Consider the following 14,012-nt stretch of genomic DNA (forward strand, 5'->3'; position numbering starts at 1 on the left):
GGATTAGAAGTCGGTTGGTCTAACCGTAGTGCGTTTGTTCGCCTCGGTACGTTTTAAAGCATCGTCGATCAGTCCGTATAACTTTTCATTCAAGCCATCGACCGCGTCTCCGGAAGTCATAAAGCCTTTAGATTTGATGTAAGCTTTTACCTTGCTTGCGACGATGAGGGTATCCTTTTCAGCGCTTTGAGCCATGGAATTCTTCCTCTTAACAGTAGTTTTCTTTTTTTGTACCATACGAACGAGCTTTGGGAGCTTCTCCTTTTTCCATCCCGAGACTTATCCGGAACGTGTCAAATTTACTTTGATACGTTTCCAGACGCCCCGAAAAAAGGAATCATTTTCGGAATGCCACCCTACAATTTCAGTTTTTTATTAAAAACGAAAGGTCTCCCTATGAAATTTTTTGCATGTCGTATAATACAAGTGGGAACGAGACATATTGGGGAAAAACATTCGGGTCAAGAAAAAAATCATCCCTTTTTCACCGTCTCGTTTTGAATGATCGTCTGGACTAAAGAAGTTTCGAGCCCTAATTTTTCAGCGATCGTCTCTGGTTGCCAATGGAAATTGTGAAATAAATTCAACACTGTCGCTTTCTTTCGAGCAACTAGGGGATCTTGACCTTGCATCTTACCGGATTTTCCCCCTCCGGTCTTAGACATATTGGTTTGGACCACATCCATGAATGTAGAAAGTTTTTCGAAGGTATCTTCCGCTTCGGAAAGTAGACCTTCTAAGTCGTCCTTAACGGAAAGAGCACCTTCTTTCATATCATCCAATCTTTGTTGGAGAGTGCTGATCTGTTTATGGCGCTCTCCTAGCTCGGACATCAGGTCTTCTATCTTATCGAACTTAGCTTCGACGGAGAGTATTTCTTCTTTTCTGCCCGCAAGAGTTTCCAGCCTGTCGTCTGTCTTCCGAAGAGTTTCGGCGACTTCTCTTTCTCTCGCTTCGATAACGGAGATCTCTTTTTCCATCTCGCGTATCTTTTGGGCGAGCTTGAAGGAGTTTTCCTTATGGCCTTGGCTATCTTGGTCAAGCTGTTTGATCTCTTCTCTAACGGAAACGACCCTGCCCAATCGATCTTCCAGATCTAAGAAGCGGGACTCCATTTCGAATGCCCTCTCTCCTGCTTCGACCAACTTGCGATGAGTATCGTTCCAATGAGAGGATTCTTCCATGATCCTTTCGAATTCTTCTTTTAAAACTTCCGCTTTCTCTTCTATGGAAAGAATTTCTGCACTTCTCTCCTCTGCTTGAGAAATACGGTTCTCCAGATCTTCTTGGACTTTTTTGATCCGAACTAAGTTTTGATCCAGATCCTCGTACGTTTTTTCCGTTTGGTTTGCATCTTCCAAAGCTTCTTTCATTTCGGAAACGAACTCTTCGGAACGTTCTATAATTTCTTTTACGTCTAAGAAGAGTGCGGAACGTTTTTCCGCGTCCAGGATCCTCTCAGAGATCTCGTCTACGGAAGAACGTAGTTTTTCCGCTTCTTCTTCCAATTCGGAGAAGAGAGAACGTTTTGCATCTTGGATCTCTTCTAAGTCTTTGCGAAGATCGATTTGAAGCACACGATATTCTTTCTGTGCCTTCTGGAATTCTTCTCTTCCGGTTTTTAGGAATTCTTCCGAAGATTCTTCGGTTTCTTTAAGCAGGAATTTTACCTGATTTTGGAATTCCTTCATCTGGTTTTCGCTTTCTTTGATACCGGAATCTAAAGCTTCTTCTAGATGTCGTTTTACATCCGCTAGATGTTTTGCGATCCTTTCTTCCAGCTGGCTCAGTTGGACTTGGCCTTTATCTAGAAGAGCGGATAATTGTCTATTGATCTTGGAATCGATCGTATCGTTTAGACGATCGATTTTTTCTTCCTGTCTTTCGAAGAAATCTTGGCCGGATTCTTTCAATTTGTCCAGAACGACTCTTGCCTGTTCTCCGGCTTTTTCCAGCTGAGATTCGGTGGAAGTGCGGATCTTCTCCGCTTGCATTTCTAAAAGTTTTTCGTTTTTGCGCAGAAGATTTTCGAATCTTTCTCCCGCAGCGGAATATTCTACTTTTACGTTTTCGACACTTGTGATCGCTTCCGCTTTTAAGTCTTTGAAACGAGAAACAAGTTCGTCTCTAACTTCATCTCCCTCTTTTTGGAAGTTCGTCTTGTATTTGGATACGAATTCTTCGATCTTATCCTTTTGTTCCGCATAAGATTTGGAAAATTCTTCCAGATATTCCGCACCTTTAAAATGGATCTGGCCCAATCTTTCTTCCAATCCACGGATCGCGTCCATGGTATGGTTTTTCTGGGACTGGACTTCTTCTTCCCAAGAACGGGAGAAGTGTTCGAATCTTCTGTCCATTTTGCGGAATTCGTCTTCGATTGAGAGACCGATCTCGCTTACCTTGGATTCTGCTTCGGCTAAAATATCTCCTGCGGTTCCTTCGAGAGCTTCCCGGATATCTTTTACATACGAATCCATTTCTTTCATCCGAGAAGAAACCTGGACGTCGAAAATTTTTACATTTTCTCTAATGGAATCCCATTCCGAACGGAAACGTTCCGAATGAGAAGCGTGTAATGCGCTTACTTCTTCCTCTAAAGAACCTTTTAATTCTTTTACGGAAACTTCTATCTCTTTCATTCGATTAGAGATTTGTGAGGAATATTCCTTAACGTTTTCCTTAATTGTTTCCCAATCCGCACGGAATTTTTCCGCCTGAGAGGCTTGCAGTACTTTTAGTTCTTCTTCCAAAGATTCTCTAACTTGGTCCAGTTTAAGTTTGGACTTTCTTTCCTCTTCGGAACGAGAAGATTCTAACGCGGAATGAAATTCTTTCAGTCCGGAAAGGATCTCTTTTCTTAGATCTTCCGCTTCTATTCGGAGACTGCTGGAAATACGATTGAATTCATCCTCGAAAGAATCGATCTGACGCATCAGATCCGCTTTGCGAGAATCGGCCTGCTTGAGTAGTTTGTTTTCCGCTTCCAGATATTTTTCTTGGAAGATATTGATGGAGTCGTTGATCCCTTCCGCTTGTCGTCTTGTCTCGTTTAAGATCTCGTCGCGACGTGTCAGAGTTTCCAGGCTCATTCCTTCTATTTCTTTACGAATGGCCTCGATCTCAATCCGGACTCCGTTTAAGAATGCTTCTTTAGAGTGAACTACTTGTTCTAATACTTGATCGTATTTTTGGCGAATGACTGATTCGTTACGAGAGAAGGTTTCCTCTAACTTACGATCCGCAAGCTCGGCCTTCTCATCCACTCTGGTCTCTAATCGATCTATTTTTTCGGAAACGGATAAAAATGCGGTCTGCATACGATCCGTCCTGGCATCCAAGTCTTCTTCTTTTACTTTTACGGATTCCAGAAGAGACTGCACTTCTTCGCGGGCGTTATCCACCTTGCCTACGGTTTCATGGTATAATGATTTGGTTTGGGCTTCTAATCTTTGTCGGAACGCTTCTCCCAATTCTTCCAAACCCGATTCGATACGATCCGCTTTTACTTCTAAAAGACCTTCCAGCTCCACAATTTTGGAAGCGAGTGACTGCAAAATATCGTCCGAACGGAAATTTAATTTTTCTTGGAATGCTTCGAGTAAAACTTCTGCCTCGGAACGAAGTTCTTGGATCCGATTTCCGATCCCGTACACTTCTTTTTTGCCCATTTCCAGTCTTTGTAATCCGTCTTGGATGGACTGGGATTCTTGGCGAATATCGGAAGAAAGATGGACCACTTCTTTCAGATCTAAAGTGACTGCGTTTAAAAAATCCCGATTGGAACGGATAGTTTCCAATAATTGTTTGGATTCTTCGTTGAGGCCTTTTACTTCTTCCGCTAGTTTTCTGGTCTGCTTTAAACTGATCTCCAGTTCTATTCCGGAATCCTTTACGGATTGGATTTTTTCCAGGGCAATCTCTTGTAATTCTTCCTGGAGTTTGCCAGTGTATCTTTTGATCTGGCTGAGCTTATAATTCGACTTGTCCATCCTACGAAGGAGGATAGTAATGCCTACACTGGCTAAAAAGGGTAAAAGTAGTTCTAGGCCCATACTTAGAGTTTCACGAAGATTCTGTGAAGAAAACCCTTCAAAGAATTATGTCGCATCAAATGGATAGGAATACTCGTATGCAGGGGAATAAAGCAAGAATTATTTCTCCAATCCCCAAAAAAAGGCCTTATACCGCATTTGCAGGCATTTACGACGGGGTCATGAAACGGGCACCGTATCGAGACTGGGCTGGGATGATTTTGGAATCTTACCAGATCGGGACCCAAAAAATCCATCCCAAAATCGCCTTGGATTTAGGCTGCGGCACCTGCAAAATCTGGAAATTCTTACCTCCTTCCACCGAGCTTTGGGGGATCGATAATTCTCCTGAAATGCTTCAAATCGCCGATTCCGAGCAAATCAGAGGGGTTCGGAAATTAGGGGATCTTCTCTCCTTCCCCCCTCTTAACAAATCTTTTGATCTCGTTTTTTCCGTTCACGACACTTTGAATTATTTCCAAAGAGAAAACGAACTCTCCCAGGTATTTACCCAAGTTTCAGCGGTCTTGGAGAAGAACGGGGTCTTCTTTTTCGATGTAAGCACTGCCGAAAATTTTCGGAAAAATTTTCAGAATAAGGTCCTACAGGAGACCCACGGGAAGACAAAACTACTCTGGAGGAACGATTTCGACCCGGAAACTTCCGTGCTAAAAACCAGTTTGGAATTTTCAGGACCGGGAATTACAGAGTTAGAGGAACATTTTCATAGGGCCTATCCGCTTGAAACTTGGTCGAAGTTACTACAAAATTCCGGCCTGGAAATTCTTGGGATCGGCTCCGATTACGAGTCCTGGGAAATTTTACCGAAAGCGAATTACTGGAATTTTATATGCCGAAAAATGTAAACCGCTTGTTTGTTTAGTAAGACCGGCACTCCTCCCTCTTTTATTTGTTGGGATGACTTAGTTTTAGGAGTCTATTTCACTAAACAAACTGCGCTATGGCCAAATTAACGATACAAAATAAACACGGAATCGTTCGTTTCGAAAATCAACTTCTGGACGGATACGAAAAAGTTTTCGATGAAATTTCGGAACAGGCTTCTAGGGCCCATATCCAAAACCTGACCTTGGACATGACCCCGACCAAAAAAATCACTTCCAGCGGAGTCGCAAAATTACTCACTCTTAGAAACCTTTTGGATCATTTCGGAGTAAAATTAGAGGTGGTGAATTTACAACCTGCTCTAATGGATGTTCTTCGTAAATTTAAAGTGGATACAATGCTCAGAATCAGAGCATAATTTCTCCGGGAAAAGAAGTTGCATAGGCCTTAAGGCCCGAAAGAATAACTTTCGTGGTCTCTCTACAGGTATCCGAACTTTCCAAATCCTATTTCGGGAAGATCGCGATTTCCAATCTGAATTTTTCCATACCTAAAAATAGGATCACAGGTTTACTTGGACCAAATGGAGCGGGTAAAACGACTGCGCTCAGAATACTCACCGGTTTTGTTCGACCTGATTCCGGTTCCGTTCTCCTAGACGGAGTTTCTTTAAAAAAAGATCCCCGAGCCGTAAAACAAAGATTAGGTTATCTACCCGAGTCTTCCGCCATTTATCCCGACATGACAGCCGGGGAATATTTGGATTTTATCGGGAATGCAAGAGGGATGGAATCCTCCTTTTTAAAAAAAAGAAAAAAAGAAGTATTAGAAATTTGTGATCTGAAATCCCAAACTTTTTCTTTAGCCGGGATTTTATCAAAAGGTACAAGACAAAGACTAGCTTTGGCAGGAGCATTACTTCATGATCCGGATTGGATCGTTTTAGATGAACCGAGTTCCGGATTAGATCCCATCCAAATCTCTCATTTCAGGGAAATAATTCGCAATTTAGGAAAAGATAAAATAGTTATATTATCCACTCATATACTTTCGGAAGTAGAAGAGACCTGTGATCATGCTTTGGTTTTACATAAAGGGAACCTAGTCGCAGATCTTCCTGTTTCGGAATTCAAAAGATCCGATTCGGTACTTCTAACCGCAAAAACCGAAAAGGAAACCTTAGAAAAAGTTTTAGAAGGTAAGAATGTCCGAATTCTTTCATCCGAAAAGGAAGGTGGATATACCAAATTCAGATTGGAGTCTTCTTCCTTAAAACCGGAAGAAATTTTTGAACTCATCCGAAAGGAATCTTTTTCGATCTTAGAATATAAGATTTCTCAAAAGTCTTTAGAATCCGTTTTTCAGGACCTGGTTTCCGGATAAGATATGAAACTCACCGACCTGCCTCCGGGATTAGTTGCCGTTTTCCAAAAAGAATGGACCAGCTATTTTAACACACCGATCGGCTATGTATTCTCGATCCTCTACTTATTCTTATCTTCCTTCTTGTTCTTTTACGGTTTGGGCGAAGGGTCTTTCTGGGACAGAAAAGTTGCAGGTATGGAAGAATATTTCGTATGGACGCCTCTCCTATTCGTCGTGTTTATTCCAGCAATCACCATGAGGCTTTGGTCCGAAGAAAAAAGATCAGGAAGTTTAGAGATCTTATTCACTTTGCCGCTTTCTAAATGGGAAATCGTCGGAGGGAAATTTCTAGCAGCTTGGGCATTTTTAGGATTCACTATTTGTTTAAGCTTGAGTATCCCATTCTTTATTTGGGCTTTCGGAGATCTGGATCTTGGGATCGTATTTGCCGGTTATTTAGGCTGTCTATTACTTGGAGGGACCTACATCAGTATCGGGATCTTTCTTTCTTCTTTCGGGAAAGACCAGATCAGTTCTTATATCCTAACCGTTCTTGTCTGCCTTTTCTTTTTTCTATTAGGCACACAACCTGTTCTAAAATTTTTCGGAGGTGGACCTTCCACATTTGCGTATTTATTCGCATTGTCCTCTCATTTCGAATCCTTTCGGTTAGGAGTCTTAGATCTTTCTGATACGCTATACTTTATTAGTTTTATCACGGCGAATCTTGCGGGGAACGTCTTCTTTCTCAGGAGAAATTATCCATGAGAGAGTTATTTCGTCCTCTATTAGAAATTTCTAAATCCCCTTGGTTTGGATTTGCGAACGGTATTTTACTCTTCATTTTATTGAACGGGATCTTCTCTACAATTCCTTGTAAGGCGGATCTTTCCAGGTCGGGAAGATTTCAGATCACCACTAGTACGATAAAAGTCCTGAAAGAATTGGATGATCCTCTGTACATAGACGCATTTTATTCTTCCGAAATTCCGGGAGAATACAAGGCAAGAGTGGAACTCAGTAAGGAACTTTTAAAAGAGATCTCTAAGATCGGAAAGGAGAATGTTTCCTTACGATTTTATGATCCATCTTCCTCGGAGGAAGATGCAAGAAAGGCCATGGAATTAGGATTGGAACCTCAGATCCTACAACAAACTTCCAGGGACTCCGCTTCGGTTAAACAAGCGTTTCTGGGAATCATTCTTACCTTAGGCCATAAGACGGAAGTTTTATCATTCGCATTCTTTACGGAAGATCTAGAATACCAGATCCTAAATTCAGTCCGCAAAATGCAGAGACAGGATAAAGATTCCGGCATCGTTCTTCTGAAATCAGAGGGAAATTTTTCCCCCCAAGAACAAGGCTCCCCCAAAGATCGGATCGAAATTTTTACAAAACGGGTTCTTAGAGGAGAATACGGTCCAATCTTGGAATTGGATCTGGAAACGGAAAATCTTCCCGAAGAAACGGAGATAGTTCTCTGGATAGGTGGCGGCACTCTTTCTAAAAATACCGAAAGAAAGTTAGACAAGTTCATTTCAGAAGGAGGAAGTCTACTTGTTCTCGCCAAAACAATGGAGTTCAAAACGGAAACCGAAAGAGGTAGTTTCGGACTTCTCTCAGGGGATTTGGGAGCGGGTTTAGCGCATAAAAATCCGAACTCGGAAGAAATGGTCCGTTTTTTAGAACATTATGGTATTCGAATGAACTATGATATCATTTTAGAACCGGATCATTCTTTGCCGATGGGTTCCGTGATAGAAATTGAACCTGGAGTCCTAGGAAAATATCCTTATCCTCCTTGGATCGTTCCGGACCAAAAATCAGGAAGTTTAGATCGAAATAGCCCGTTTACCAAAAATCAGGAAAGTCTTTTGATCCCTTGGACTTCTAGTCTGAATATTCTTCCCGAAAAACAAAAGGAAGTGCAGTTTACAATCCTTGCAAAAAGTGGAGCAGAGGCGGAATCTAGGACGGAACCGGTCTCTTTAGGAGAAAAACAGCTCCTTTCCACTCCGATCCAAGCAAATGGCGGACCTTTTCTTTTAGGCGTGTATGCAGAGGGAAAATTTACTTCTTATTTCTCGGATACAAAACCGCGAGGGCAAGATCTGCAATCTCAAAGCAAGCCTCCAAAAACGGGAAGGATCCTGGTATTCGGTTCTCCCTATTTGGTTTCCGATCTTTTGGCATTTCCCGAATTCTCAGAAATACTCAAAAATTCGAATATTCCGTTTTTATTAAATACGATCGATATTCTCAAGGGAGAAACCGATCTTTTAGAAGTTCGCTCGAAACAATCAGCGGTCTTAAAATTAAAACCTTTACCCTTCTTCTTAGAAACTGTGATCAGCGTATTTCATTTATTATTAGTGCCTGGGCTTCTTGCGCTTTATGCTTTCCGAAGATTAAAAAGAAGGAACGGATAATGGTTCTCTCGAAATATTCCCGACTTCTCCGTCGCATTTATAAAGAAAATCCACAAGTCTTATTATTTTTTGGGAATATACTTTTAGCTATTCTATTATTGATCGCAAAAGATCCTTGGGACTGGTTCAAAAAGACCTACCAAAATTCTGAAAGCTTCTTTAAGATTCGATCGGAAGAGATCCAAACGATTATCAGCGGTCGTAAAGGACAAGAAAGTATCCTAAACAGAAATCTGGACGGTTGGACCGTGCAATTACCTTCTCAGCTTGTGTTGCCTGGAGATTCTGCCAGGATCGAAGAATTGATCCAAACCTGCTTGCATCTACGTAAATTCACTCTGTTATCGGAATCCAATTCGGTCTCGAAGGAAGAATTCGGATTAGGAGGAGATGAACCGATCTTAGAGCTCAAAGATGTTTCCGGACATTCACTTGGAAAAATTTTGATTGGTGCTCCTGTCCGAAAAGGTTCCGGGACCTATATACTGGACGAAAAAAACCAGATCTGGTTAGTAAAAGAAAATCTAAAATCGGTCACTGGCGGAGGCAAACTGGATTTTTTCCTGAGTAGATCCCTTGTTCCTCCTTTCCCTTCCAGGGAAAAAGTTTCAGAGATCAAGATCTTAGGATTTTTTTCTAGGGATTTTACTTTAAAAAAACAAGGAGAGAATTGGATCTTAGAAACTTCCGGCGGGCAGATCCAGGCCTTTACCGAAGAAGTGGAAAATTATTTGGAAGAGATTAAAAAACTAAGTGCAGACGAAGTATTTTTGGAGAAGTCGGAAGAACTTTCCGCAGTCCCGAAAGATCGGAATTTTAAAATTGAGATCATCACTACTACGGATCGTTATCAAGTTTCTCCGATCGGAATGACCAAGTTAGGAAGTTATGTTTTCCAAAGAGAAGGTTTAAGTTATAGATTAGTCTTGGATCCCTGGAATCTGGAAAGGATTCTAGAAAAGGATCTTGCCGACTTTTCAAGCAGGTTTCCTTCCCCCTGAACGACTCTGAATCAATGGTTGACACTCCAAGGGGATAAAAGTTTCCTTCCTTAAATACCACACCATAAGGAATTCGTATGGCATTAATCGAAGAATTGGATCAGCAGGGGAATTTTCTATTTCGCTGGAGATCTTATATACCGGGATTTATTCTTCTTCTTTGTCTATACTCCTTAAGCAGTTTCGAATTTTTAGAAGATTCTTACGAGATCAATTTATACTATGCAGGTGCCTGTTTTATAGTTAGCTTACTCGGCTTAGCGGTCCGTTGTTTTGTGATCGGTTATGCTCCTGCCCGCACCTCCGGTAGAAATACCAAAGAACAAGTAGCGGATGTAGTCAACCAAGAGGGAATTTATTCTTTAGTTCGCCATCCTCTTTACCTTGGAAATTTCCTAATGTATTTGGGACCTGTCCTGTATTTCAGGGATATCCCTTTACTTCTGGTATTTGCATTATTTTTCGGATTCTATTATGAAAGAATAATGTTTGCGGAAGAAAAATTCTTAAGAGACAAGTTCGGACAGGACTACCTAAATTGGGCGGATAAGATCCCTGCATTTATTCCTAAATTTTCCGGTTATGTAAAACCGAAACTAGCCTTCTCTTTCCGAAATATTTTAAAGAGAGAATATCCAAGCCTGTTCGGGATCTTAATGATCTTCGTAATATTCGATTATGCGGCCAGTTTCAAGATAGGATTCGGAGATTGGAAAGAGCCTTGGGCAGTGATCACCGAACCTCAAATCTGGGCGTTCGGAATAGGCGCTGGATTCTATTCGATCGTTCGAGTGATAGTTAAGACCACTAAGTGGTTAGTGGTAGAAGGCAGATAATTTCCTGCCTTCTCTCCTTCTCAGGAGCTTGCAGTATATTCTAAATAAGATTTGAATTTCTCCCCGTCTTTGGTTAAAAAAATCGGGGTTGGGTATTCTCTTTTTAAAGGAAGTAATGCGAAACCTTGGTCGTAAAAAACGATCTTCTCCACTTCGTTCAATTTATAACTAAATTCCGAGTTTCTGGCCTGAAAAGTAAATCCGCCAGGGATCTCTCGAATACTTCCCTTTCCCATTCTTCTAAAACCTTTTAGAGTCTCAGGCCGGATCTTTTCTTGCAGAGCTTCGTAAGGCAATCTTCCGGAAAGATCTAAAAATAGTATTCCTTCCATAGACCATTCTTCTTCTTTAGGGATTTTAGGTTGGGTCCTTTCCGGTTCCGTTACCATTTCCAAAACTTCTCCCCTTTTTGTTTCGTCCCAAATTTCAACTCCGAATTCTTCTTGGTCGGAAACTTCCGCTTCAGTCCTTTGTGTTTCCATTCTTTGTCTTTCGGAAAGAGGACGGATCTTTCTTTCTTCCGCAAATACCGAATCCATTTGGGAATAGGATTCCGAACGTCCCTGTTTTTTTAGAGAAGCTAAAGTGTCCGGGGAAATTTTTTTCTCTCTCGCTGCAGGCAGATTTCCTTTCTGAAATTGACTAGAGCCAAATTCCTTTTTAGAATTCGGCTGAAAGGAAACATAAATAAAGCAGAGGATCCCTACTAAAATAAGTGCTAAGGCAATATAGAGCATCATTATATGTATCTATCCAATTCGGCCGTTTCTGAAGCACTTTTCGGGCGGTTTTTCTCCTTTACAGATTCCAGGCGCGGGCGAGTCTTCCTTGTGAACGTAGTTTTATGACAAATCCAGACGGAATTTCACTTAAAGATATTTTATTCAAAGTCGGATCGGCTATATTTCTAGGAATTTTAGTCCTAATGCTGATCATCATGCTATTAAAGCCGGATGTGGAACAAGTAGGTATTGATATGCTTGCCGGAAAAGCAAGCATTACCATGGGAAGTATCGACGACCAAAGTGTCCCAATAGATTCATTCAATGCAGCTAAAAGATTTTGTATCCAGATGTACCAAGGACAAGGATCCGAAGCGCTTTGGGCGGACTGTGCCTTCCAAACTTTAAAAGGACAATATATTTTCCGTAAGATCGGAAATGCGGTAGGTTTCACTATCACGGAAGAATCGGAACGCTCTGCTCTATGGGAAGAGGCTAAAAAGGTCTCTAAAAATTCTCTCCAAGGAGCCGGATATTCCGAAGAAGATCTGAAAAAACCGGAAGAAATTTATCGTCAGTTCCTCCAGCAGGCTCCCTTACGCTTCAGGATCGATTATAAAGTGTCCCAGTCTCTTTTCCAAAACTTCCTTCCGACAGAGATCCGACGCACGGACGGAGAACTAAACGTACTCTCCGAGGCTTCCGGAGCCAGAGTGGATCTGGACGCAGTACTGTATACGGAAGAAGATCTAGTCAAAGCCTCCGAAAGAAATTTGGAACCTACGGACGCACAATTAAAAGAACTCTACGAGAAAGAATCTTTAGATCCGAATACCTTAAAAGGAAAAGACGGCAAACCGATCCCATTCGAGGAAAGAAAGACCGTTCTCAGAAGTAAGTTCTTATTGGAAGCACGCAAAAACTCCCTGGAATCTTTAAAGGCAAAATTAGTCGCTCTACAAAACGAGCCGGACGGTTTACAAAAAATCGCCACACTTTTAGGAAGACAGACCGTTTCTCTCAAAAACAAATCTCTTTCCGACCTGAAAAAGATCAGTGTGGGTAAAGATGTATTCTCCTTAAGCTCCGACAAAAAATTCTTACAAGATTTAAGCCTACCAGGTTTGACCCAAAAGAAAAACATCGGGCCTTATAGAGAAGGAGAAAAATACGCGATCGTTTCCTTCTCCGGAGTCAAATTAGGAACTCCTGATCCGTCATTCTTGAGAACCAGGGACAGCGGCTCCTTACTCACTGCAATACTCATGGAAATTCCACAATCCCTAGAGGAAAGTATTAAAGTCGAACGAGCATCCGCTAGATCCGTTTCGGAGGAATAATGCAAATCCGCGCCGAGTTAGTAAACCCTTTCCTGGAAGCCGCCACAATCGTTTTCCGGGATATATTACAGACCGACCTGATCCGTGGAAAGATTGGGATCAAAGATACTCCGGAAACCAATCTAGAACTTGCGATCATCATCGGTGTTTTAGGAACGTTTAACGGAGAGGTCATCTACGGTCTGAACTACGACGCGGCTTTTAAAATTTCCAAAAAGCTGATGCCAGGCATGAGCGACGACGATATCAAGAACGAATACAAGGATATCTTGGGTGAGATCGCAAACATGACCACAGGTAACGCGATGAATATTTTCGCAACTGCAGGTCAGTCGATCGAGATCACGGCTCCGAATATCGTGGATGCAAAAAATGAAACGATCAAGATCCCTAAAAAACAAGCTTTAGGGATTAGCTTATTTTCCAAATTCGGAAAATTAGAAGTAAACGTAGCCTTAACTTAAAGATCGCTTCTCGCGAAAGATTCCATCTCCGTTCTCAAGGGGGAATATACTCCCTGGGATTCGGAAACGGACTTATCCAAATATTTTTTCAAAAACCGTTTTGCCCATTCCCCTTCTCCGGCTCTATAGCTGGACTTAAAGAGTAAATAAGCCCCTAATTCTTTTTCTTCCCTTTGTCTTTTAAATTCTCTGGAATTCGTATCTTCAGCATTCGGAAAAGATTTACCGAAACGATTCCAAAAATCCATAAGATAACTGCGAGCGTCTGAATATCTACCCATTCTAAAAAGCATATCACCTAATTGTAATAAAGCTCTGGATCTATACTCCCCTTCACCTTCCGTTGCGGTCCTAAGTAGAATGGATTCGGCTTCCGAATTTTTCCCTTGGGCTCTGAGCGATCTTGCGGTTTCTAAGGAAGTTTTCCATCTGGAATCGTCTTCCGCGGGAGATTCAGTAGTGGAATCCGGAGCCTTCGTATTTTCTAATTTAGATAATTCTAATTTTGCTTGGGAACTTGCGGTTCCTTCCGTAGCCGCTGCTTTACCGAATTCTTCTTTGGCTGCGTCTTTTTGACCGTTTCGAAGTCGTAAAAGTCCTCTTTCGTAAGCGGCCCGACTCGGATCAGAGGCTTCCTTCTTCTTGCCGTTCTTTTTTTCTTTTTTGTCCGCTAGATTCGGAAGTTTTGTTTTTTTCTCTTTTAGAGGTTCTGTCACCGTTTGTTTTGATTCCGAGATCTTCGCTTCCTCGCCGGCGACAGAGGACATATTTTCAGAAACAACTTCGGATCCCGATTGTTCGGACTTTTGTTCCGTAACCACCGAGCTTGCGTCAATCGGAGGAAGTGGTCGATCCGGAGATACACCTTGAGAGGAAAAACTTTCTTCTAACGGTTCCGGAATCGGCAGAGGAAAATCCGCCGCTAACTGATTTGTACAAAGAAGAATACTTAAAGAAAACAGTATGTATTTCATT

13 protein-coding genes are annotated in these 14,012 nt (G+C 41.7%); 9 read left to right on the top strand and 4 right to left on the bottom strand.

What is annotated here, in order from left to right:
* Positions 1 to 3 precede the first annotated feature (3 nt).
* Positions 4 to 237 (bottom strand): hypothetical protein, encoded by a 234-nt coding sequence (locus AB3N61_RS09750; RefSeq protein WP_010515511.1) that lies wholly within the window; start codon positions 235 to 237, stop codon positions 4 to 6.
* A 236-nt stretch (positions 238 to 473) separates the two neighbouring features.
* On the bottom strand, positions 474 to 4,055 hold the full coding sequence (locus tag AB3N61_RS09755) for a SpiroCoCo family coiled-coil protein (RefSeq protein WP_036091142.1): 3,582 nt from the start codon (positions 4,053 to 4,055) through the stop codon (positions 474 to 476).
* A gap of 59 nt (positions 4,056 to 4,114) precedes the next feature.
* On the opposite strand from AB3N61_RS09755, the gene AB3N61_RS09760 reads away from it, so the two are divergent.
* The 7 genes from AB3N61_RS09760 (at position 4,115) to lmtA (ending at position 10,511) form a co-directional block, all read left to right on the top strand.
* The gene (locus tag AB3N61_RS09760; protein WP_367899078.1) at positions 4,115 to 4,900 is read left to right on the top strand and encodes a class I SAM-dependent DNA methyltransferase; all 786 of its coding nucleotides are present in this window, start codon (positions 4,115 to 4,117) and stop codon (positions 4,898 to 4,900) included.
* 95 nt (positions 4,901 to 4,995) lie between these two features.
* A complete protein-coding gene (locus AB3N61_RS09765) occupies positions 4,996 to 5,298 on the top strand; it encodes an STAS domain-containing protein (protein ID WP_020771596.1) in 303 nt (100 codons plus the stop codon).
* Between the two features lie 53 nt (positions 5,299 to 5,351).
* Complete coding sequence (locus AB3N61_RS09770; protein WP_020771552.1) at positions 5,352 to 6,263, top strand: ABC transporter ATP-binding protein; 912 nt, start codon at positions 5,352 to 5,354, stop codon at positions 6,261 to 6,263.
* Between the two features lie 3 nt (positions 6,264 to 6,266).
* Positions 6,267 to 7,013: an ABC transporter permease subunit gene (locus AB3N61_RS09775; RefSeq protein WP_367897471.1), complete on the top strand. Its 747-nt coding sequence runs from the start codon at positions 6,267 to 6,269 to the stop codon at positions 7,011 to 7,013.
* Complete coding sequence (locus tag AB3N61_RS09780) at positions 7,010 to 8,674, top strand: Gldg family protein (protein WP_367897472.1); 1,665 nt, start codon at positions 7,010 to 7,012, stop codon at positions 8,672 to 8,674. The genes AB3N61_RS09775 and AB3N61_RS09780 overlap by 4 nt, the downstream gene beginning before the upstream one ends.
* A complete protein-coding gene (locus AB3N61_RS09785; protein ID WP_367897473.1) occupies positions 8,674 to 9,675 on the top strand; it encodes a DUF4340 domain-containing protein in 1,002 nt (333 codons plus the stop codon). The genes AB3N61_RS09780 and AB3N61_RS09785 overlap by 1 nt, the downstream gene beginning before the upstream one ends.
* Positions 9,676 to 9,752: 77 nt before the next feature.
* On the top strand, positions 9,753 to 10,511 hold the full coding sequence (lmtA, locus tag AB3N61_RS09790; protein ID WP_367897474.1) for a lipid A Kdo2 1-phosphate O-methyltransferase: 759 nt from the start codon (positions 9,753 to 9,755) through the stop codon (positions 10,509 to 10,511).
* 20 nt (positions 10,512 to 10,531) lie between these two features.
* Here lmtA and AB3N61_RS09795 read toward each other — a convergent pair whose 3' ends face one another.
* Entirely contained in the window at positions 10,532 to 11,251 is a 720-nt protein-coding gene (locus AB3N61_RS09795) for an LIC_11490 family protein (RefSeq protein ID WP_367897475.1), read from the bottom strand.
* Between the two features lie 104 nt (positions 11,252 to 11,355).
* On the opposite strand from AB3N61_RS09795, the gene AB3N61_RS09800 reads away from it, so the two are divergent.
* Both AB3N61_RS09800 and AB3N61_RS09805 read left to right on the top strand, forming a co-directional pair.
* Entirely contained in the window at positions 11,356 to 12,573 is a 1,218-nt protein-coding gene (locus AB3N61_RS09800) for a hypothetical protein (protein ID WP_036091138.1), read from the top strand.
* Positions 12,573 to 13,037 carry a chemotaxis protein CheX gene (locus AB3N61_RS09805; protein ID WP_020771594.1) on the top strand — a complete coding sequence of 155 codons (465 nt, stop codon included), beginning with the start codon at positions 12,573 to 12,575 and terminating at the stop codon, positions 13,035 to 13,037. The genes AB3N61_RS09800 and AB3N61_RS09805 overlap by 1 nt, the downstream gene beginning before the upstream one ends.
* Here the strand turns inward: AB3N61_RS09805 and AB3N61_RS09810 are convergent.
* Entirely contained in the window at positions 13,034 to 14,011 is a 978-nt protein-coding gene (locus tag AB3N61_RS09810; protein WP_367897476.1) for a tetratricopeptide repeat protein, read from the bottom strand. The two genes, AB3N61_RS09805 and AB3N61_RS09810, sit on opposite strands and share 4 nt — an antisense overlap.
* Position 14,012 lies beyond the last annotated feature (1 nt).

It is taken from the genome of Leptospira sp. WS58.C1, assembly GCF_040833995.1.
GTDB lineage: Bacteria > Spirochaetota > Leptospiria > Leptospirales > Leptospiraceae > Leptospira_B > Leptospira_B cinconiae.

What these genes read in the sequence shown, in the direction of transcription:
- AB3N61_RS09750 (WP_010515511.1), bottom strand. Translation starts at nt 237, where the DNA reads ATGGTACAAAAAAAGAAAACTACTGTTAAGAGGAAGAATTCCATGGCT.
- AB3N61_RS09755 (WP_036091142.1), bottom strand. Translation starts at nt 4,055, where the DNA reads ATGGGCCTAGAACTACTTTTACCCTTTTTAGCCAGTGTAGGCATTACT.
- AB3N61_RS09760 (WP_367899078.1), top strand. Translation starts at nt 4,115, where the DNA reads ATGGATAGGAATACTCGTATGCAGGGGAATAAAGCAAGAATTATTTCT.
- AB3N61_RS09765 (WP_020771596.1), top strand. Translation starts at nt 4,996, where the DNA reads ATGGCCAAATTAACGATACAAAATAAACACGGAATCGTTCGTTTCGAA.
- AB3N61_RS09775 (WP_367897471.1), top strand. Translation starts at nt 6,267, where the DNA reads ATGAAACTCACCGACCTGCCTCCGGGATTAGTTGCCGTTTTCCAAAAA.
- AB3N61_RS09780 (WP_367897472.1), top strand. Translation starts at nt 7,010, where the DNA reads ATGAGAGAGTTATTTCGTCCTCTATTAGAAATTTCTAAATCCCCTTGG.
- AB3N61_RS09785 (WP_367897473.1), top strand. Translation starts at nt 8,674, where the DNA reads ATGGTTCTCTCGAAATATTCCCGACTTCTCCGTCGCATTTATAAAGAA.
- lmtA (WP_367897474.1), top strand. Translation starts at nt 9,753, where the DNA reads ATGGCATTAATCGAAGAATTGGATCAGCAGGGGAATTTTCTATTTCGC.
- AB3N61_RS09795 (WP_367897475.1), bottom strand. Translation starts at nt 11,251, where the DNA reads ATGATGCTCTATATTGCCTTAGCACTTATTTTAGTAGGGATCCTCTGC.
- AB3N61_RS09800 (WP_036091138.1), top strand. Translation starts at nt 11,356, where the DNA reads ATGACAAATCCAGACGGAATTTCACTTAAAGATATTTTATTCAAAGTC.
- AB3N61_RS09805 (WP_020771594.1), top strand. Translation starts at nt 12,573, where the DNA reads ATGCAAATCCGCGCCGAGTTAGTAAACCCTTTCCTGGAAGCCGCCACA.
- AB3N61_RS09810 (WP_367897476.1), bottom strand. Translation starts at nt 14,011, where the DNA reads ATGAAATACATACTGTTTTCTTTAAGTATTCTTCTTTGTACAAATCAG.